Origin of the sequence: Dechloromonas sp. ARDL1 (assembly GCF_051122455.1) — a bacterium.
In the GTDB taxonomy this organism is placed as follows: Bacteria; Pseudomonadota; Gammaproteobacteria; order Burkholderiales; family Rhodocyclaceae; genus Azonexus.
In genome coordinates, this window is sequence record NZ_CP168939.1 from 869300 (window position 1) to 888959 (window position 19660).

The 19660-nt window shown below is 60.2% G+C and carries 20 protein-coding genes; 11 read left to right on the forward strand and 9 right to left on the reverse strand.

The window, feature by feature from the left end:
• Window positions 1-5 precede the first annotated feature (5 nt).
• The 3 genes from AB6Q56_RS04245 to AB6Q56_RS04255 all read right to left on the reverse strand — a co-directional run bounded on the left by AB6Q56_RS04245 (window position 6) and on the right by AB6Q56_RS04255 (window position 3474).
• Window positions 6-1994, reverse strand: coding sequence for an ATP-binding protein (locus AB6Q56_RS04245; RefSeq protein ID WP_434515894.1), 1989 nt, complete (start codon window positions 1992-1994; stop codon window positions 6-8).
• 82 nt (window positions 1995-2076) lie between these two features.
• Window positions 2077-2922, reverse strand: coding sequence for an archaetidylserine decarboxylase (gene asd, locus AB6Q56_RS04250; protein WP_434515895.1), 846 nt, complete (start codon window positions 2920-2922; stop codon window positions 2077-2079).
• Window positions 2923-3093: 171 nt separating this feature from the next.
• Entirely contained in the window at window positions 3094-3474 is a 381-nt protein-coding gene (locus AB6Q56_RS04255; RefSeq protein ID WP_434515896.1) for a VOC family protein, read from the reverse strand.
• A 154-nt stretch (window positions 3475-3628) separates the two neighbouring features.
• Between AB6Q56_RS04255 and AB6Q56_RS04260 the strand changes: the two genes are divergently transcribed.
• Window positions 3629-4345, forward strand: a complete 717-nt coding sequence (locus tag AB6Q56_RS04260; protein ID WP_434515897.1) for a helix-turn-helix transcriptional regulator — start codon at window positions 3629-3631, stop codon at window positions 4343-4345.
• 33 nt (window positions 4346-4378) lie between these two features.
• On the opposite strand, the gene rlmF is transcribed toward AB6Q56_RS04260, so the two are convergent.
• Complete coding sequence (gene rlmF / locus AB6Q56_RS04265; protein WP_434515898.1) at window positions 4379-5323, reverse strand: 23S rRNA (adenine(1618)-N(6))-methyltransferase RlmF; 945 nt, start codon at window positions 5321-5323, stop codon at window positions 4379-4381.
• 46 nt (window positions 5324-5369) lie between these two features.
• A complete protein-coding gene (locus AB6Q56_RS04270; RefSeq protein ID WP_434515899.1) occupies window positions 5370-6530 on the reverse strand; it encodes an NnrS family protein in 1161 nt (386 codons plus the stop codon).
• Between the two features lie 168 nt (window positions 6531-6698).
• Here AB6Q56_RS04270 and AB6Q56_RS04275 point away from each other — a divergent pair, with 168 nt between their 5' ends.
• From AB6Q56_RS04275 to AB6Q56_RS04290, 4 genes are all read left to right on the forward strand, one after another.
• Complete coding sequence (locus AB6Q56_RS04275; protein WP_434515900.1) at window positions 6699-7955, forward strand: nitronate monooxygenase; 1257 nt, start codon at window positions 6699-6701, stop codon at window positions 7953-7955.
• 114 nt (window positions 7956-8069) lie between these two features.
• Complete coding sequence (locus AB6Q56_RS04280) at window positions 8070-9236, forward strand: hypothetical protein (RefSeq protein ID WP_434515901.1); 1167 nt, start codon at window positions 8070-8072, stop codon at window positions 9234-9236.
• Between the two features lie 4 nt (window positions 9237-9240).
• Window positions 9241-9675, forward strand: a complete 435-nt coding sequence (locus AB6Q56_RS04285; RefSeq protein ID WP_434515902.1) for a hypothetical protein — start codon at window positions 9241-9243, stop codon at window positions 9673-9675.
• A gap of 149 nt (window positions 9676-9824) precedes the next feature.
• Window positions 9825-10265 carry a CBS domain-containing protein gene (locus AB6Q56_RS04290; RefSeq protein WP_434515903.1) on the forward strand — a complete coding sequence of 147 codons (441 nt, stop codon included), beginning with the start codon at window positions 9825-9827 and terminating at the stop codon, window positions 10263-10265.
• Here the strand turns inward: AB6Q56_RS04290 and AB6Q56_RS04295 are convergent.
• The 4 genes from AB6Q56_RS04295 to AB6Q56_RS04310 all read right to left on the reverse strand — a co-directional run bounded on the left by AB6Q56_RS04295 (window position 10262) and on the right by AB6Q56_RS04310 (window position 15023).
• Entirely contained in the window at window positions 10262-10990 is a 729-nt protein-coding gene (locus AB6Q56_RS04295; protein ID WP_434515904.1) for a tRNA pseudouridine(65) synthase TruC, read from the reverse strand. The genes AB6Q56_RS04290 and AB6Q56_RS04295 overlap by 4 nt on opposite strands.
• Window positions 10983-11966 (reverse strand): HpcH/HpaI aldolase/citrate lyase family protein, encoded by a 984-nt coding sequence (locus AB6Q56_RS04300; RefSeq protein ID WP_434515905.1) that lies wholly within the window; start codon window positions 11964-11966, stop codon window positions 10983-10985. Before AB6Q56_RS04300 ends, AB6Q56_RS04295 begins: the two co-directional genes overlap by 8 nt.
• Before the next feature lie 51 nt (window positions 11967-12017).
• The gene (locus AB6Q56_RS04305; RefSeq protein ID WP_434515906.1) at window positions 12018-13910 is read right to left on the reverse strand and encodes an EAL domain-containing protein; all 1893 of its coding nucleotides are present in this window, start codon (window positions 13908-13910) and stop codon (window positions 12018-12020) included.
• Window positions 13911-14036: 126 nt separating this feature from the next.
• Window positions 14037-15023 carry a malate dehydrogenase gene (locus tag AB6Q56_RS04310; RefSeq protein ID WP_434515907.1) on the reverse strand — a complete coding sequence of 329 codons (987 nt, stop codon included), beginning with the start codon at window positions 15021-15023 and terminating at the stop codon, window positions 14037-14039.
• Window positions 15024-15224: 201 nt separating this feature from the next.
• Here AB6Q56_RS04310 and AB6Q56_RS04315 point away from each other — a divergent pair, with 201 nt between their 5' ends.
• The 6 genes from AB6Q56_RS04315 to AB6Q56_RS04340 all read left to right on the forward strand — a co-directional run bounded on the left by AB6Q56_RS04315 (window position 15225) and on the right by AB6Q56_RS04340 (window position 19595).
• Window positions 15225-15980: a GntR family transcriptional regulator gene (locus tag AB6Q56_RS04315; RefSeq protein WP_434515908.1), complete on the forward strand. Its 756-nt coding sequence runs from the start codon at window positions 15225-15227 to the stop codon at window positions 15978-15980.
• A 132-nt stretch (window positions 15981-16112) separates the two neighbouring features.
• Window positions 16113-16499, forward strand: coding sequence for a succinate dehydrogenase, cytochrome b556 subunit (gene sdhC, locus AB6Q56_RS04320; RefSeq protein WP_434515909.1), 387 nt, complete (start codon window positions 16113-16115; stop codon window positions 16497-16499).
• Window positions 16496-16843: a succinate dehydrogenase, hydrophobic membrane anchor protein gene (sdhD, locus tag AB6Q56_RS04325; protein ID WP_434515910.1), complete on the forward strand. Its 348-nt coding sequence runs from the start codon at window positions 16496-16498 to the stop codon at window positions 16841-16843. Before sdhC ends, sdhD begins: the two co-directional genes overlap by 4 nt.
• Window positions 16844-16845: 2 nt before the next feature.
• Window positions 16846-18630 carry a succinate dehydrogenase flavoprotein subunit gene (gene sdhA, locus AB6Q56_RS04330; RefSeq protein ID WP_434515911.1) on the forward strand — a complete coding sequence of 595 codons (1785 nt, stop codon included), beginning with the start codon at window positions 16846-16848 and terminating at the stop codon, window positions 18628-18630.
• A gap of 12 nt (window positions 18631-18642) precedes the next feature.
• Window positions 18643-19353 (forward strand): succinate dehydrogenase iron-sulfur subunit, encoded by a 711-nt coding sequence (locus tag AB6Q56_RS04335; protein ID WP_434515912.1) that lies wholly within the window; start codon window positions 18643-18645, stop codon window positions 19351-19353.
• Window positions 19353-19595, forward strand: a complete 243-nt coding sequence (locus AB6Q56_RS04340; protein ID WP_434515913.1) for a succinate dehydrogenase assembly factor 2 — start codon at window positions 19353-19355, stop codon at window positions 19593-19595. The genes AB6Q56_RS04335 and AB6Q56_RS04340 overlap by 1 nt, the downstream gene beginning before the upstream one ends.
• The last annotated feature ends 65 nt before the right edge of the window (window positions 19596-19660 follow it).

Consider the following 19660-nt stretch of genomic DNA (forward strand, 5'->3'; position numbering starts at 1 on the left):
CCTGTCTAGGTCGCTACGGGTGCTTCCAGAGGGAGCGTCAAGGTGAAGGTGCAACCTTGGCCGGGCCGACTTTCAACGCGTATCTTCCCGCCAAGGATTCCGGTCACGCTGTTGTAGACGATGTTCAATCCGAGGCCGCTTCCCCCTTTTCCGAAGCGGGTGGTGAAGAAAGGATCGAAAACGCGTCCGAGGTTTTCTTCGGCGATGCCCGCGCCGTCGTCGTGGATGACGATCACTGCCTTGTCGCCTTCCTGCTTCGCGGACAAATGTATTTCACCGCCGCTTTCCCCATAGCCGTGGATCATGGCGTTTTCCAGCAGGGCGGAAACGGCCTGGTTCAGGCTGCCGGGATAAGCATTCATCGGGATATCGCCGTCGATGTCGGTGACGACGGTGCAATGGCCGCGTCTCAGGCTAGGGGTGAGCATGACCACCGTGTCGTTCAACGTTTCCCTCAGCATGAAACCCCGGCGGGCGTCGCTCGTCCGGTCGACGGCGGCGCGTTTGAAGCTGGCAATGAGTTCGGCTGCCTTGTCGAGATTGCGTTGCAGGATGTGCGTCGCCGTGTCGAGCTTGTCCATATGCTCGCAGAGGGTTGTTTTGCGAAGCTGGCCCTTGTCGATTTCTGTTTGCAGCGCTGTCGTTTCGTCGCTCAGGCGCGAGGCGACCAGAACACAGTTGCCAATCGGCGTATTCAGTTCGTGGGCAATGCCGGCGACCAGCGCACCCAGGGCGGCCAGCTTCTCTGCTTCAACCAGGTCCTGGCGGGTATCGGTCAAGGTCTGGATGGTTTGCTCCAGTTCCCGATTTGTGTTGGCCAGCGCAATAGTCCGTTCGTCGACCAGGCGCTCCAGGTTGGCATTCAGGTCGCGTACTTCGGCCTCGGCGCGTTCTTGTTCCTGGCGTTGGCGTTCCTGCACCGCGAGCATCTCGTTGAATGCCTTTTCCAGCGTGCCGATTTCACCCGTCGCCTGCAAGTTGATCGGTGTTTTTTCAACCTGGTTCGTCAGGCGGGCGACGTGCTCGGTGAGGCGCGACAAGGGCGCCAGGGAGCGTTGCGCCATGAACCACGCCAGGCTGAGGAGGCCGAGTCCGGCAAGGGCAGCGAGAAAGAAGACCCGGTCGCGGGTTTCGCGAAACGGCTGCTCGGCTTCGGCGACCGGGAAGTTGGCCGCCAGCAGCCAGCCCGTACTTTTCATGGCACGTATTCCGACAATCATTTTCGTGCCAGTGCTGTTGACGGTGGTGCCACTCCCCTCGAAGTTTTCATCGAGTGCCTTGTCGATGATCTTGTTTTGCCCAGGCTTGGTCGCAGTTTTCATGACACGCATCGGGTCCGGGTGCATCAGCATGGTTCGCGACCGCGTCAGCATGAAGAAATAACCGCCTTTCCCGATGTGGACATCTTTCAGCGAAGCCAGGAAGTTGTTGCCATCGAGGCGCAGGGCGCCGGTGACGAATCCGCGATGCTCTCCGTCACGGCTGAAGATCGGGATGATCAGGGCGACCGCCGGACAACCATTGCAGGACGGAGAGGGATAAGGGGCGGAGAAGGTTGGCCGGTGGCTTTCCCGCGCCCGGTAGTCGGCATCCGGAGCCCCCGTGAGCTTGCCAAGGCGTTTTTGGGCGGCAACAGGGTCTGTCGTGTTGACGCCGATGAGGATGCGATCCTTGTTGGCGATAAAGAGGCCAAGGTCAAAAACGCTCAGGCCCGCTGACTGGGTGCCAATATAGGCATGGGCCGCGCTGGGGTTATCGAAGGCCGCGGCCGGTGCATGGGCGGCGATGGTCTGCAGCATCTCCGTTGCCGCTTCGAAACGGCGATCCAGCATGTCTGCGTGGGTTTGGGTCAGGAGTGCGACATCGTCGCCGATCAGTTGTTGAAACCGGTTCTGCAGCGTATCCAGCACAACGTGCAGGATGGCCGCCAATGCCACGAAAAATAGCAGCACTACCCCGACGGAGAAACGTGTTTTGAGCGACCAGGAATGCATATATCTCCCCTATTACTAAAGTAGTATAGGGGGTGGTGTGTTTTTGGCAAATAGCGGTTATTTGATGTTTTGTATTTTTTTGTTAAATGCTGTATCCCATCGCTTCTCCCATTCTGATCGGCCGGGTCGGTGACCAATCGGGGTTGAAGGAGAGGCGGCCTTGCGGAAAGAGCATGACGACCGTCGAGCCGAGCAGGAAACGCCCCATTTCCTCGCCTTTCCGGAGCACGATGTGTTGCTCGTCGTAGCGCCATTCGCGGATCACGCCCGGGCGCGGCGGATTGACGACGCCGTGCCAGACGGTCGCCATGCTGCCGACGATGGTGGCACCGACCAGGGTCAGTACAAAGGGGCCAGTCGCCGTTTCGAAGAGGCAGACCACGCGCTCGTTGCGGGCAAAGAGTCCGGGCACCCCGCGGGCGGTGGTCGGGTTAACTGAAAACAGCGCGCCGGGCACGTAGATCATCCGCGTCAGCCGGCCATCGCAGGGCATGTGGATACGGTGATAGTCGCGCGGGCTGAGATAGAGCGTGGCGAAGCTGCCGTTCTCGAAACGGGCGGCCAGTTCGCGGTCACCGCCGACCAGCGCGGTGGTCGAATAGGAATGCCCTTTGGCCTGGAATATCTGGTCGCGCGCGATGGCGCCGAACTGGCTGATCGCGCCATCCACCGGGCACAGGAAATCGGCTTCGGCCTGCGGGCGGGCATCGTCCTTCAGCGGCCGGGTGAAAAATTCGTTGAAGCTCTTGTAGCTGGCGATGTCGGGATTGGCCGCTTCGGCCATGTTCACGTTGTAGCGGCCTACGAACCAGCGGATGACCGAGGTCGTCAGCGCGCCGGCTTCGGCCGAGGCCAGTTTGCCGGCCAGAACGGTGAGGGCTTGCTTGGGAATCAGGTATTGGGGGAGAACGGCAAGACGGTCGGACACGGGAGACACCGGCAACATAAAGGACGCTCATTATACCGGGTGCCATGCTTCCTCTTTTTCGGCGGCTCTTGAGGCTTGCCGATACGCGTTTTCCCTTGGGGTCTTTGGCATCTCGCCCGCCACGGCATATTGCCGGGCGGGTCGAATGCCCTTTACTGGGGGTAAGAGTGCTCAGCTCAGGGCATGCAGGCCGACACGGTTGCCTTCGCTGTCGACGATCAGCGCGATGAAGCCGATGTCCTTGCCTTGCTCGTCCTGGCCCAGCGCCAGGCGCGGCATGGCGACCCGGCCGCCGGCGGCCTGTGTCCGGGCCAGCGCCGCGTCCAGATCGTCCACGCTCAGGTAGATCAGCGTTCCATTGTCGCGCGGTTCCAGTTGCGGCATGGTAACCAGCGCGCCGCCGGGCATCTTGTCGTCGTAGGCGAAGATGGCCATCGGATGGCCGCCGCAGATTTGGCGGCGAAAAGTCGTGCCGAGCACGCGTTGATAAAAAGCCTCGGCACGGTCGAGGTTGACGGCGGGAAGTTCGAACCAGCAGATCAGGGTGTTCATGCTTTTCTCCTTGGGGGGGGGCGCCGACTGTTTGCCGGCGTTGCATGCATCATCCGCTGCCCCTCCTGACAACGTGGTGTCAGGAGACCCCGTGGGCCGCGAGAAAGCGCGTGCTATGCTGAAATCCAGCCGCCATTCCCGGGAGTTGTCGTCGATGCGCCCAGCCGATCGCCTGTTCCAGATCATTCTCATGCTGCGCCACGGTCGCATTGTCACCGCCCGGGCCTTGGCCGAGGCTTTGGAGGTATCCGAGCGTACCGTCTATCGCGACATCGCCGACCTCATCCGGGCCGGTGCGCCGATCGATGGCGAGGCGGGTGTCGGCTACCGCCTGCGGCGTGGCTACCAAGTGCCGCCGCTGATGTTTACCGCCGACGAACTCGCTGCTCTCGCCATTGGCGCCAAATTGGTCCGCGCGTGGACCGATCCGGCGCTGGGCAAGGCTGCCGATGCCGCCATGGCGCGTATCGAGGCGGTGCTGCCGCGAGATCTCGAGGAACGCATTGCCGCCAGCAGTCGGCGCTACCTCGCCCCGGACTGCCTGCAGCCGGAGCCGCTGCGCGAACCGATGGCCGCCTTGCGCGATGGCATGGAGTCCGGACACAAGGTCCGCGTCGCCTACCGGCGTGGCGACGGCGAACGTTCCGAGCGCATCCTGTGGCCGCTCGGCCTCGTCTTCTGGGGGCGCTGCTGGACGCTCGGCGCCTGGTGCGAACTGCGCCAGACCTTCCGTACCTTTCGTGTCGACCGCTTTGCCGGCGTCGAACTGCTGGATGCGCGATTCGACGATCGCTACGGCCATCTGTGGGCCGAATACCTGTCGCGTTCAAGCGAGGAGGGCGAAAACACGCCGCCTCCCGGAGTGGCGTAGCTATCCCGGCAGTGCAGCACGTCGTTGTGGCTTTTACGTTGCCGGGTGCTTCGTCGCCCGCTCCCTTGCCCATTTCGAGCGATCACCCGCGCTGAGAAAGCTCCAGGCGACGATCCGGCTCTGCTTCTGGCCTTGGGCCATGTCGATGATGCGGGTATCCACGACGCGGGCCTTCTTGAGCACGGCCTGAAGCGGCGTGAGGTTGTCGGCCTTGGAGAGCAGGGTGGTGAACCACAGCACACGTTTGGGGATTTGCGTGCTCTGCTCGATCATGGTTTTGACGAAGCCGCGCTCGCCGCCATTGCACCAAAGTTCGGTGCCGCCGCCGCCGAAGTTGAGGCGGGGCTGCGCGCTGCCTTTTTTGGCGCCGGGCTTGTTCAGGTTGTTCCATTTGCGCTGGCTGACGGAGAGGACTTCGTCGGGCGAAGCATGGAAGGGCGGGTTGCACATCGTGAAGTCGAAGTTTTCGCCGGAACGCAGCAGGCCGGTGAAGATGTTGTCCCACACCGGCTGGTGGCGTAGTTCGACATCGGCGGCGATTTTCGGGTTCTTGCCGAGGATGGTGGTGGCGTTGGCCAGCGCCGCTTCGTCGATGTCGGTGCCGAGGAAGGACCAGCCGTAGGCGGCGTGGCCGATCAGCGGATAGACGAGATTGGCGCCGGTGCCGATGTCCAGCCCACGCACGCCGGGGCCGGCGGGGATGGCATTGCCGTCGGCGAGCAGGTCGGCTAGCGCATGTATGTAGTCGGCGCGCCCGGGGATGGGGGGGCAGAGGTAGCCGGCAGGAATGTCCCAGCCTTTCACGCCGTAGTGGTGCATGAGTAGCGCCCGATTGAGTGCCTTGACGGCAGCCGGGTTGGCGAAATCGACGGTCGGTTTGCCGGCGGGCGTGGTCTTGACGTACTTGGCCAGTGCGGCGGAGGTGGCTGTCAGTACGGCCAGGTCGTAACCATCGGCATTCTCGTTGCGGGGGTGCATGGCGGGTTTCCTAGAAACGGGCCGCCATTGTCCCACGCCGCGGCGATCAATGCTCCCGGCCGTCGATGCGGGCTTGCATCAGGATGGGGATGTAGCGCCAGGCGAGTGTGCCGAAAGCGATCAGCCAGCACGTTGCCGAGGCATGGACGATGCCGATGTAGGCGCCGGGCGCGAACTGCGGTACGGCGACGCGGACGATCAGCGCCAGAATCATGATGTACAGCACCACGCGGTCGAGTCCGTCGAAGACGACCTTGCGGCCGGTGTGGCCCTTCGATATGCGGATGATCATGGCCGGGATGACGCAGCCCATGGCGCCGAAGGTGAACAGATGCACCGATACCGATCCGACCCACACGAAGTTCATGACATGGCCGAGCGCCTCGATCAGCAACTGGCTGACGATGGCCAGGTAGCCGATGTACATGATCCCGATGTCGATGCGCCTGAAGGCGAGGTGAGGCTTCCAGAACACGAAGCGGATGACGAGCAGGATGGCAAGCGCCAGCGACAACCCGGTCGTCAGCGGACGGGGCAGGAAGGGTTCGAGCACCAGCAGCAGGCCGAGCAGCTTGATCGGCATGTCCAGCCTGGGCTGGCGCAGGATCTGGGTCTGGAAGGCCGCCTTCATGAAGCCGGTCAGGGTGCGTTCGAGCATGACCAGAAAAGCCACGCGGAACAGCGCGATGGCCATGCCGTAGCCCGCCTGGAAATCGTTGCCGTAGAGCATCAGGTACTTGGCGATGAGGAAAGCTGGCAGCATGACCATAAAAAAGGCATTGTCGCGGTAGCTGTCCTGGCTGCGGTAACGGACCAGCGTCAACAGCAGCATGGCGGCGATGCTGCCGAGAAAGGCATTGTTGGCGAGCATGGCGACCGGCAACGGCCATTGTCCACCGAAGCTCATGCCCAGGCGCTCCACGAGCCAGGCTGCGGCGAGCAGCATCAGGGCCGGCCCGTGATAGCCACGGATGTTGACCCAGTTCTTGGTCGAAGTGAGCAAAAATCCACCCAGTACAGCCCAGCCGAAGCCGAAGAACATCTCGTGAGCGTGCCATTGCACCGAGGTGAACGGTGCGTTCGGGGCTGGCAGGCTGCCACTGAACATCAGCGCCCAGGCGATGGGGAAAAGCATGCCGGCCAGGCAGGCGAGGGCGAAGAAGGGGCGGAAGCCGACGAGCCAGAGCGGGGGGGTGGGTGAAAACATGATGAACCGGAGGAAAAAAGTACAATCGAAGTGGCAAGTTTAACGACAGTCGCGAATCGCTAACTTGATTTATACCGGGCTGGTCACGCATCGTTTCCCACAATGGCGTAAAATCCCATCCTTGGCCGAGGGTGAGGGGTTGTTCGGCTGATTTCCATAAGGACAAAGATGAAGCGTGTGGATGATTTCCGCTTGCGGCTTGGCAAGCACGAGCTCGTGCCGATCATGATCGGTGGCATGGGGGTTGATATTTCGACGGCCGACCTGGCCCTGGAGGCTGCCCGTTTGGGCGGTGTCGGGCACATTTCGGATGCGATGATCAACACCGTTTCCGATCGCCGCTATGAAACCAAGCACGTCAAGGAAAAGCTCGCGCTCTACAAGTACAACGTCCAGAACGAGGACAAGTCGGCGGTCAAGTTCGACCTCGGCCGTCTCGAGGAAGCCACCCGGCTGCACGTCGAAGCCACCATGAGCCGCAAGCAGGGCAGCGGACTGGTCTTCATCAACTGCATGGAAAAACTGACCATGAACGCGCCGAAGGAGACGCTCAAGGTCCGCATGACGGCAGCGATGGATTCCGGCATCGACGGCATCACGCTGGCCGCCGGACTGCATCTGGGCTCCTTTGCGCTGATCGAGGATCATCCGCGCTTCCGCGACGTGCAACTGGGCATCATCGTGTCCTCGGTCCGCGCGTTGCAGCTGTTCCTGAAGAAGAGCGCCCGAACCAACCGTCTGCCGGACTACATTGTCGTCGAAGGTCCGCTCGCCGGCGGCCATCTCGGTTTCGGCATGGACTGGGCGCAATACGACCTTGCCACCATCGTCGCCGAAGTGCTCCAGTACCTCCGGGACGAAAACCTGAATATTCCCGTCCTGCCCGCTGGCGGCATCTTCACCGGTTCCGACGCAGCCGGCTTCCTCGAAATGGGCGCTGCGGGCGTTCAGGTTGCCACGCGTTTCACGGTGACCAGCGAGTGCGGTCTGCCGGATGACGCCAAGCAGGAATACTTCAAGGCCGACGAAGACGACATCGAGGTCAACCAGATTTCGCCGACCGGTTATCCGATGCGCATGATCAAGTCCAGCCCGGGCATCGGCGACGGTATCCGCCCGAATTGCGAAGCCTACGGTTACCTGCTCGACGCCAACGGCAAATGCGCCTACATCACGTCGTATAACCGCGAAGTCGCTGCGAACCCCGGAGCACGAAAGGTCAAGGTATGGGACAAGACCTGCCTGTGTACCCATATGCGCAACTTCGAGATCTGGACCTGTGGCCACCTGACCTATCGCCTGAAGGATACGACGCACAAGCTGGGCGACGGCCAATACCAGGTGTTGTCGGCCGAGCATGTGTTCAAGGATTACCAGTTCAGCACGGATAACAAGATCGCGCTGCCGACTCTCTCGCAAGATTGACTATTTGTCGCCTCGTCCTTGCGGCGAGGTGATGTGCAGGTTTTTCAAGTCCGGATGGTCATGCGTTTTGCGCGAATGCTGAAGGGGAGCGTGTTGGGAGGTGGATGCAGACGCTTGTTTGCTGCCTGCGGCCTGCTGGCGCTTTCTTCTCTTGCCGTGGCGTCCGAAGACGCTTCGGCATTCAGCCTGAACGGATTCGGAACCCTCGGGATGGCCAGGACAACGAGCGACCAGGTCGAGTTCGTCCGCGACTTGTCACAGCCGAGCGGCGTCAAGAAACATTGGGATGGCCGCAACGATAGCGTGTTCGGCTTGCAGGGGGCATGGCAGATCAATCCCCGCTTGTCGGCAGTGGTCCAGGCAACCGCTAAATACCGCTACGACCGTACCTACAATCCGGAGGTTGCCTGGGCCTATTTTCGCTACGAACCGACACCCAGTGCGACCTTGCGCCTGGGGCGTCTGGGTACCGATTTCTTCATGCTGGCCGATTCGCGCTGGATCGGCTATTCCTACCTGACGGTGCGTCCGCCCGGCGACTATTTCTGGTATCTGCCCTTCTATAGCATCAATGGCGGCGATGCGGCTTATGCCTGGTCCCTTGGCGAGAGCCTCGTTCGTCTCAAGGTTTTCTACGGGCGTTCCAATGGCCAGATTCCGCTGGCGGATCGACAGTGGGACATCAACGGCTCACCGATGACCGGCGCGTCGGTTGAGTACCAGCACGCCGCCTGGCAGATACGGGCGAGCTACGCCAACATCACGTTCAAGAACGACTTGCCCATAGGCGACATGCTGCAGGCCTACTCGCCCGACCCGGCAACCTCGGCACACTACCTCGGTTCCCGTGACCGGCGTTCGGATTACTATTCTCTGGGCGCGGTGTACGACCGGGGGCCATTGCAACTGCAGTTGATGCTCAACCGCATCGAGCAGGGAAGCAATTCATTCGAAAGTTCGGAGGGGGGCTATGTCCTGGCTGGGTATCGGGTTGGCGAGGTCAAGCCCTATCTTGGCTATTCATGGATTCGCTCGGTGCAGCGGAATACTTCCGGGCGTCAGGCAATCGAGGCGAAAATCATGGCGGATGCCCATGTGGATCAGTCGACCCGTATTGTCGGATTGCGCTGGGATTTCGCACGCAACATGGCACTCAAGGCGCAGTGGGATGCCATTCGTGGTGAGCCCAGCTCGATTTTTCCCTATCGCAACGATCCTGCCAGCGGCTTGTGGTCGGGGCGTATGGACGTCTATACCGTGACCTTCGACTTCATTTTCTGAGGCCATGCCGATACGTCGCTTCTTCCTCCTCTGTTTGATGGCCTGGATGTTGGTGCAGGCGGGAGGGGTGCATGCCCAACTGGTTGTCGTCGTCAACGCGCGCAGTGGTGTCGCCGCGATGTCGCGGAACGAGGTGGTCAACGTTTTTTTCGGGCGTACCCGGCAGTTCTTCAACGGGCTTGAGGCGCAGCCGGTCGATATGGCCGACAGCCACCCGGACAGGGCGCGTTTTTACAGCGCCTTGGTCGGCAAGGATTTGTCCGAGGTCAATGCCTATTGGTCGCGCCAAGTTTTCTCGGGGCGCCAACAGCCTCCGGTCCGGGCCGCCACACCGGAAGAGGTATTAAGGATGGTGGTTTCCCAGCCGGGCGGTATCGGTTTTATCGAGCTATCCAAGGCTGATGCCCGCGTTCGGGTCGTGTACGAATTGCCGAAATAGGGCTTGGAATTCATTGAACTGATCGGCATGGTCATAATTTTTGTGATCATTGCAATAACTGTCATAAAGTCGATGTAATCTGTGCAAGCGCCGTGGCATCCTGCATGATGGGAGCCACGGAACTCGCACCGACAATAAAGGAGACAATCATGCCGAGAAGAATGATCAGTGACATGCTCGATGGCCGCGGCCTCGTAACCGCCAGCAAGGACATGACCGTGCGCGCCGCCTGCCGACAGATGACCGAACGGAAGATCGGCGCCCTGCTGGTGGTGGACAACAACCGTATTGCGGGAATCTTTACCGAGCGCGATGCGTTGAACAAAATCCTGTCGGCCGGGGTGGATCCGGATGCGACCCGCGTGGAGCAGGTGATGGTGCGCGACCCGCAGACCATCGGCGTGGACAAGCCGTTGGCCTACGCCTTGTACATGATGGCTGAAGGCGGTTTCCGCCACGTGCCGGTGGTTGACCGGAATGGTGTCCCTGTTGGCATGGTATCGGCCCGCGATGCGCTGGGGCAGGATATGGTCGATCTGGAGCGCGAGATGAAACACCTCAACGAACTCGAGGGCTCTATCGGCTATTAAGCGCTGGGCCAGCCAAAGCGAGCCAGTATCTCGGCAAATTCGCCGGATACTGGCTGCTTTATTTCGAGCCGTTGGCCGCCGACTGGATGATTGAAGGTGAGGCCGACGCAGGCCAGCAGCAGTCGCCTACACTCCAGTGTCTCTGCAAAAAAGCGGTTGTGGCGCCCCTTGCCGTAGGTCGCATCACCGATGATCGGGTGGGCGATATGCTTGAGATGGCGGCGAATCTGGTGGCGGCGCCCGGTGATGGGTTCGAGCTCAAGCAGCGCATAACGGCTGCTCGGATAGCGGTCGACGGCAAACGGGAGTTCGATTTCGGCCAGTTTTCTGTAGTGCGTTAGTGCGCTTTGCGCTTCCGTGCTGCATTGGTTTCCATGATACTCGTAGGCATCGCGCTGTCTGGTCAAGGCGTGATCAATGCTGCCGGCTGGAGGTGGATGACCCCGTACGACGGCCCAATAGCGTTTGTCGACCAGGCCTTGCTCGAATTGCCGGCCGAGCAGGCTGGCGGTCTCGATGTTCAGGCCGAAGAGCAGAATGCCCGAGGTGCCGCGGTCAAGTCGGTGAGCAGGCCAGACGCGCTGGCCGATCTGATCGCGCAGGATCTGGATCGCAAAGCGTGTTTCGTGGCGATCGATTTCCGAGCGATGGACAAGCAGGTTGGGCGGCTTGTCGATGACGACGATATGCTCGTCGCGAAAAAGAATGGGCAGGGTTTCAGGCAAAGAAGCGATTCTTTGCTTCGTCGGCGATAGTCATGCCCGTGACGTGGGCGCGATCGAGCAATTCCCAGTAATAGCGGTAGGAAGCGCGATCATGCAGGCGCCCCTCGTGCTGGATCGGACCCCAGTCCTTGTCTTGGGCCGCGATCAGGATTTCGGTGGCGGCCTGGACTTCGGAGAAGTCGGGGCGCATGGCTTCGACGATGGGCACGATCTGGTTGGGGTGGATGCTCCACATGCGCAGGTAGCCGAACTCGCGTCGGGCGCGCTGTGCATCGTTGCGGATGAATTCGATGTCCTTGAGTTCCGTCGTCACGTTGTGTGACGGCACGATGCCATTGGCCAGTGCGGCGGCCGTGATTTCGCACTTGGCTCGTGCGATCAGCGGATGGTCGAACTGCCCCGGGCTCTTCATCGCAGAGCCGGGGATCGCGCCATGGTGGCCCGAAACGAAGTCCATCAGGCCGAAGTCAAGGCTTTCGACGCCGGGAAGGGCTGCGATTTCCCAGACCTCCCGCAGGGCGCCGTGCGTTTCGATCAGGACGTGGACCGGAATCTGCCGCTCGGCGCCGAAACGGCGTTCGATGTCGCGCAGCGCTTCGATCTGCACCTGGACGTCCCCCGCGCTGCATGGCTTGGGCAGGGTGAGGAAAGGCAGGCGGTTGCCGGCGATGCCGAGCAGGATTTCCATGTCCTGCCGCCAGTGGGGATGCGTGACGTCGTGCACGCGGGCGCCGACGCGACCGAAACGATTGTCATCACTCATGATCACCGAGGCTGCCATCTCAGCATGCTCGCGCTCGGCGCCGGCATGCGCGCCATCCTCGCAATCGCAGGTAATGTCGAAAATCGGGCCGAGCTCGTTTTGTAGTTGCAGGGCCTTCCTCATCAGCTTTTCCGAACCGGCGTAATGATCGACGGCGGGCAGGACGGGGAATGGCTTTTCGCCGGCAAAGAGAACGGCTTTCGGATGGCGCATGAGGAGTGCTCGGCGAAAAGCACCATTATAACGCTGCCGTTTTGGCGGGATTTATCGTTGCAGGACTTCCGCCAGAGCTTTGGGGGGAGTGTGCCCGGTCGTCCATGAACGATAGTGTTGGTCGAGCCGCAGCAGCAGATCGGGGATGCGTTCCGACGCGATCGCCTTGGAGAAGTACCAGCCCTGGAACAGCCTGCTGCCCAACGAGATGATCCAGTCTAGGTCTTCCTGTTCCTCGATGCCTTCGCAAATGACATCGGCGCTAAATACTTCGCCTATGCCTTTGATGAAACGCAGGATTCCGCCTACGTATATATTGCTTGAGGCGCCGTGCACATAGAGTCGGTCGGCCTTCAGTCGCTCGAAGCGCAGGTCCCTGAGGGTGCTGAGGTTGGATAGTCCGGTGCCGAAATCATCGATGGAGACCTTGAATCCCATCGCGTGCATTTCTGAATTCCGTTGCCGGACCAGGTCAGGATCTTCGCAGATGCCGCTTTCCGTAATTTCCAGTTCGATCAGCTCGGTCGGTATCCGGTAGGTTTGCAGGGTGTCGTGCAGCGTTTGCAGCAGGTCCGGTGTGCCGACGGTGATACGCGACAGATTGATCGAGACGGGGACGATGGAGAGGCCTTCATCGAGCCAGTAGCGCATGTCGCGGCAGACCTGGTCGAGGATCAGGAAATCGATCTCAGAAATCAGGCCGCTCTGCTCTGCCGGCCGGATGAAGCGATCCGGTCCGATCAGTCCTTCCTTGTTGCTGCGCAGGCGAGCCAATGCTTCAAAGCCAATCAGCTTTCCGGTCGTGACATCCACTTGCGGCTGATAGTACGGAACGAAGCGGCGTTCCTTTAGGTTTTCGGGCAACGATTTGAGAAATTCGACATTGTGGACGGTCTGGATGATTTGATTGTCGAAGAAGGTCAGAACTGTAGCCGGAGGGATTTCTTTGGCGCGGCTGCCTGCAGCGGCAGCTTGATCGAGGAGCGATGAGGCATGGAGTCCGGATTCAGGGAAGCGGGAGACGCCAACTGAGGTGGCTATGTGAAGCAGGTTTCCGCGGACTTCGATAGGCTGCGATAACAGGGAAACCAGTTTCTCCAGCTTGTCTTCCGGAGTGTTCGGGCCCCTGAACAGGGCAAATGCGATATCGTCGCTTTCGAGGTGAGCAAGCAGATTGTGTTCGCCCACCCATTCGCCGAGGCGAGCGGTCAGTCCGCGCATCAGTTCCTGGCCCGTGTCGGAACCATAGGCGGTATTGATCAGGTGCAGATTATGGATTTTGATGCAGCCGACGATGCAAGGTTCCTTGCGCCCTTCGCTCAGGCAGACGTTGTCAGCGTTGCGCCTGGCACAACTTGCCAGGCGGCAGGTCTGACTACCGCGCTGCTGGTTGAGGGCGCACTGGAGATTGCTGACAAAGGCACTTCGGTTGGGGAGCTGGGTTCCAGCATTCTGGTAGCGCATCTCGAGCAGGCGAACGACCTGTCCGGCTAGAGCACGCATGGCGTTGCGCTGCCTGTCGTCGAGCTGCCTGGGCTGCGTATCCATGACCCAGAGCGTGCCCAGGTTATAACCGCGGTGGCCGACTAGATTGGCCGCCGCGTAAAACCGGATGTGCGGTTCGGAGGCGACCAGGGGGTTGTCGATGAAGCGGTTGTCGAGCAGCGTGTCGGGTACGATGAACATGTCTTCGCTGGACTCGACTGCATAGGAGCAAAAAGCCCCTTCGCGTGCCAGGCATGAGAGTTCGACGCCGACGCGCCCCTTCAGCCATACGCTGTTGTCGTCGACCAGGCTGACGCCGCCAAGTGGCATGGATGCGAACATCATCGCGATCCGGGCGATGTCACAGAACGCTTCCTCCTTCTCCTCGTACATCACGCCGTAGCGGGAGAGTTCGCGAATACGCAGCATTTCGTCCAGGGGGAATTGGATGTTGCCCATGCGCTTCTCTCCAATAGGGGGGATTATGTTAATGTTGTTGAATTAATTGTATTTGTCAATATTTTTCTAGTGGACAAAAAAACCGCAGCACAGGCTGCGGTTTTTGGAGGGTAATTGGCGGGCAGCTTACAGCATGTCCTTGACGGCTTCGGCTTCGTCGGTCAGTTCCTTGAGCGTGATATTGATCTTCTCACGGCTGTATTCGTCGATTTCCAGACCCTGAATGATCTTGAAAGAACCGCCCTTGCATTCGCACGGGAAGCCGAACACGATGCCGGCCGGGATGCCGTAGGAACCATCGGACGGAACACCCATGGTGACCCAGTCGTTGGAGCCGAGAACCCAGTCACGGACGTGGTCGATGGCGGCATTGGCAGCGGAAGCAGCTGAGGACAGGCCGCGTGCTTCGATGATGGCGGCGCCGCGCTTGCCGACGGTCGGCAGGAAGACGTCGTTGTTCCAGACGTGATCGTTGATCAGGGCCTTGAGGTTGTCGCCGTTGGATTCGCAGTTGCGGTAGTCGGCGTACATCGTGGGCGAGTGGTTACCCCAGACGACCAGCTTCTTGAAGGAAGAAACGGCACGGCCGGTCTTCTCGGCCAGCTGCGACAGGGCGCGGTTGTGGTCGAGGCGGAGCATGCCGTGGTAGTTGTTCGGGTTGGTGCGGCCGACCTTCTTGGCGGCGGCAGCAGCGATGTAGGCATTGGTGTTGCAGGGGTTGCCGACAACCAGGACCTTGACGTCTTCCTTGGCGTTCTCGGCGATGGCCTTGCCCTGAACGGTGAAGATGGCGCCGTTGGCGGTCAGCAGGTCGGCACGCTCCATGCCCTTGGTGCGCGGACGGGCACCAACCAGCAAGCAGACGTCGGCATCCTTGAAGGCGACGTTCGGGTCGTCGGTGGCAACCATGCCAGCCAGCAGCGGGAAGGCACAATCGTCCAATTCCATCATGACGCCCTTGACGGCTTGCTGGGCCTGCGGCAGGTCGAGCAACTGAAGGATGACCGGCTGGTCTTTGCCGAGCATTTCGCCGGAGGCGATGCGGAACAGCAGGCTATAACCGATCTGGCCGGCGGCGCCGGTAACAGCAACGCGCATGGGGGCTTTGGACATAAATCGCTCCTGTATTGAAACAGCGTGGTTGAAATTTTGCGGGCTTCGTGTGCACCCAGCTTTGTTATTACCTTGCGTGGTTAGCTGGAACAACAGACTATCGATGTTAGAAGTTCATCGTTTTTCTGTCAATTCATCATCTGTCTTATATAAGACAACTTTTCGTGGACGCTGCTCCCGAAATGTGCTGAAATTTCGCCCATGACTCGTGATGTTTCCCGCCCTGCCGCTCGTCTGGCTTCCCCGACATTCAGCCCACTCTATCGGCAGATCAAGGATTTCCTGATCCGTAGCCTGGAGCATGGGGAGTGGGGGCCCGGAGATGCCATTCCCAGTGAAGGGGAGTTGGCCGTGCGCTTCAATGTCAGCCAGGGAACGGTTCGTAAGGCCATTGACGAAATGGCCGCAGAAAATCTGCTGGTTCGTCGCCAGGGCAAGGGGACGTTTGTTGCCACGCACAGCGATCCTCGCTCCTTCTATCGTTTTTTGCGCTTGGTGCCTGATGGCGGGAAAGTCATGCCTACCGTCAGCGACCCCTTTTGTTGCGAAACGGTCTTGGCGACCCCCGAGGTTGCCGCCGCGCTGGGTTTGAAGGTGGGCGACAAGGTTGTGCATGTCAAACGGCTGCTTCGCTTTGGGGGCGAGTCCGTTGTTTTGGATGAAATTTTCTTGCTGGCGGAGCTGTTTGGCGGCTTGACGCTTGAGGGGCTGCGTGCTGGCGAGCGTTCCTTGTATAGTCTTTTCGAGAGTGAATTTGGTGTTCGCATGATCAACGCCGAAGAGCGTCTGCGAGCGGTGCCGGCGGATGGGCAAAGTGCGGAATTGCTGGGTGTCCAGTTGGGTGAGCCGCTGCTGCTTGTCGAGAGGACTGCATACACTTATGGCAATAAACCGGTTGAGTGGCGTCGTGGCTTGTACTGTACGCGGCATCACTACTACCGGAACGAGTTGGGGTGAGGGGCATGCTTTTGAACTAGGCCGTAAAGCGCCCGGAGTGGCGTGTTTGGCCGGGTTTTGAATGTATAATTACCGTTCTTTTCGAACCACGTACAAGCGGATAACCGCAACTTTACGCGAGGGATGACGTTCATGGCAGAAATGACCATCAAGAAACGTCCAAAAAACTTGGACTTGACTACAATCAGGCTGCCGTTGCCTGGCAAGGTTTCCATTCTTCACCGCATCAGCGGCGTCGGATTGTTCCTGTGCTTCCCGGTGATGCTTTGGCTCTTCGGTGCCAGCCTGGGATCTCCTGAGAGCTTTGCCGCCTTCAAGGCTGTTGCCGGCATGCTGCCGGTCAAGGTTGTTTTGGCCGGCTTGCTGTGGGCCTTCGTGCATCACTTTTGCGCCGGTATTCGCTTCTTGTTGCTCGATCTGCACGTCGGCATCGAGAAGGAAGCTGCCCGTCAATCCGCGGCTGTCGTCTTCGCTGTCAGCATCCCGCTGACCCTGGTCCTGTGGGGGGTTCTGCTGTGATCAATCGTATCGTTGTCGGCGCTCATTACGGCCTGAAGGACTGGATCGCCCAGCGCGCCACCGCCGTCATCATGGCGGTCTATTCCGTGCTGATCGCCGCCGTGCTGCTGGTGGTCCGTCCGGGCACCTTCGAAGCTTGGCAGGGTATCTTCGCCAATGGTGTCATCAAGTTCCTGACTTTCCTCTTCTTCGTCAGCCTGTTCTACCACGCCTGGATTGGTGTGCGTGACATCTGGATGGATTACGTGAAGCCGACGGGCCTGCGCCTGACCCTGCACGTCCTGACCATTGCCGCGCTGGTGGGTTACACCGCGTGGGCTGCTGCGATTCTCTGGAGGCTGTAAGCGTGAGTATTCCTGTTCTGAAGTTTGATGCGGTCATCGTCGGTGCCGGTGGTGCCGGTCTGCGTTCCGCGATCCAATTGTCCGAAGCCGGCCTGAAGACGGCCGTCCTGTCCAAGGTTTTTCCGACCCGTTCGCACACCGTTGCAGCGCAGGGCGGTGTCGCCGCTTCCCTGGGTAACTCCGAGGAAGATCACTGGACGTGGCACATGTACGATACCGTCAAGGGTTCCGACTGGCTCGGTGACCAGGACGCCATCGAGTTCATGTGCAAGAAGGCCAACGAAGTGGTCGTCGAGCTCGAACACTACGGCATGCCGTTCGACCGTACCGACAATGGCAAGATCTACCAGCGCCCGTTCGGCGGTCACATGTCGAACTTTGGCGAAAAGCCAGTGCGTCGTTCCTGCGCTGCCGCTGACCGTACCGGTCACGCCATGCTGCACGCGATGTACCAGCGCAACGTCAAGGCCAACACCCAGTTCTTCGTCGAGTGGATGGCCCTTGACTTGATCCGTGACGAAGAAGGCCACGTCCTCGGCGTCACCGCCATGGAAATGGAAACCGGCCAGGTCGTGATCTTCCACGCTCGCGCCACTATCTTCGCGACCGGTGGTGCCGGCCGTATCTTCTACTCTTCGACCAATGCCTTCATCAATACCGGCGACGGCCTGGGCATGGCGGCGCGCGCTGGCATTCCGCTCGAAGACATGGAATTCTGGCAGTTCCACCCGACCGGCGTGGCCGGTGCCGGTGTGCTGATTACCGAAGGTGTGCGCGGCGAAGGCGGCATCCTGCGTAACAGCAGCAAGGAACGCTTCATGGAGCGCTACGCCCCGAACGCCAAGGATCTGGCGTCGCGTGACGTGGTTTCGCGCGCCATGGCCACCGAAATCAAGGAAGGCCGCGGCTGCGGCGTCAATAAGGACTACGTCCTGCTCGACATCACTCACCTCGATCCGGCCACCATCATGAAGCGCCTGCCGGGCATCCACGAAATCGGCCTGCAGTTCGCCGGTGTGGACTGCCTGAAGGAGCCGTTGCCAGTCGTTCCGACCTGCCATTACCAGATGGGTGGTATCCCGACTCATTACTCGGGCCGCGTCGTGATGCCGCAAGGTGGCGACATGAATGCCGTCGTGCCGGGCTTCTACGCCGGCGGCGAATGTGCCTGTGCCTCGGTACACGGCGCCAACCGTCTCGGTACCAATTCGCTGCTCGACCTGCTGGTCTTCGGTAAGTCGGCCGGCGACTCCGCAGTCGAAGATCTCAAGGCCGGCAAGGCCCACCGTGATCTGCCGAAGGATGCCGCCGACAAGTCGCTGGCCCGTATCGCCGCCATTGATAACCGCAAGGGCGGCGCCAACGTGCACGAAACCCGCCTGGCTATGCAGCGCACCATGCAGGATCACGCCGGTGTGTTCCGCTTCGGTGACATGCTGAAACAGGGCGTCGAGAGGATCCTCGAAGTCGAGAAGGCTGCCCGCCAGCTCGAAATCAAGGATAAGTCACAAGCCTGGAACACGGCTCGTACCGAAGCGCTCGAAATGGAAAACCTGATCGAAGTCGCCAAGGCCACGATGATCTCCGCCGAGGCCCGCAAGGAGTCCCGCGGCGCCCACGTCCGCGACGATGCGCCGGATACTGCCGAGTTCCCGAACGGCCGCAACGACAAGGAATGGCTGAAGCACACGCTGTTCTCGCCGGTGGACAATTCGATCACCTACAAGCCGGTGAACATGCAACCCCTGACCGTCGAGCCTGTTGCGCTCAAGACGCGCTCGTACTAATTGGAGTCCAGAATGAGCAAACGCATGGTTCAATTCAGCATCTATCGCTACGATCCGGACAAGGACGACGCGCCGTATATGCAGGATATCTCGGTCGAACTTGAACCGACCGATCGCAAGCTGCTGGACGCGTTGACCAAGTTGAAGGCCAAGGACGACACGATTTCCTATCGTCGCTCCTGTCGCGAAGGCGTCTGCGGTTCTGACGCCATGAACATCAACGGCAAGAACGGCCTGGCCTGTCTGACCGATATCGACAGCCTGAAGCAGCCGATCGTGCTGCGCCCGCTGCCGGGTCTGCCGGTCATCCGCGACCTGATCGTCGACATGACCCAGTTCTTCAAGCAGTACCACTCGATCAAGCCGTACCTGATCAACAACGATCCGGCTCCCGAACGCGAGCGCCTGCAATCGCCGGAAGACCGCGAAGAGCTGAACGGCCTGTACGAGTGCATCCTGTGTGCCTGCTGCTCTACCTCCTGTCCGTCGTTCTGGTGGAACCCGGACAAGTTTGTCGGGCCGGCCGGCCTGCTGGCTGCCTACCGGTTCATCGCCGATACGCGCGACCAGGCAACCAACGAGCGCCTCGACAACCTCGAGGATCCGTACCGCCTGTTCCGTTGCCACACCATCATGAACTGCGTTGACGTATGCCCGAAGGGTCTGAATCCGACCAAGGCCATCGGCAAGATCAAGGACATGATGGTCCGTCGCGCAGTCTGATGGAACGAGCTGATTACGAACGCCTGCGTTGGCGCTGTATCCGTCGGGCATTGCTTGAACTGGATATCACGCTGACGCGCTTTCTCGATAGCGGTTTCGAGAAGCTGACCGAAGAAGAGAAAAAGGTGTTCGTGGAGCTCGCGGACATGGAGGATCACGAACTCTGGTATTGGCTGAGCGGCAAGACCGAGTGCGAGGATCCTCGATTCGCCCCTGTCGTGGCGGCGATTCGTAAGAGTTGAGTAAGGTTTGCATTCTAAATTTTGAATGTTTACCGCTTTTTTTTGCTGTGCAGTGACAACCAACA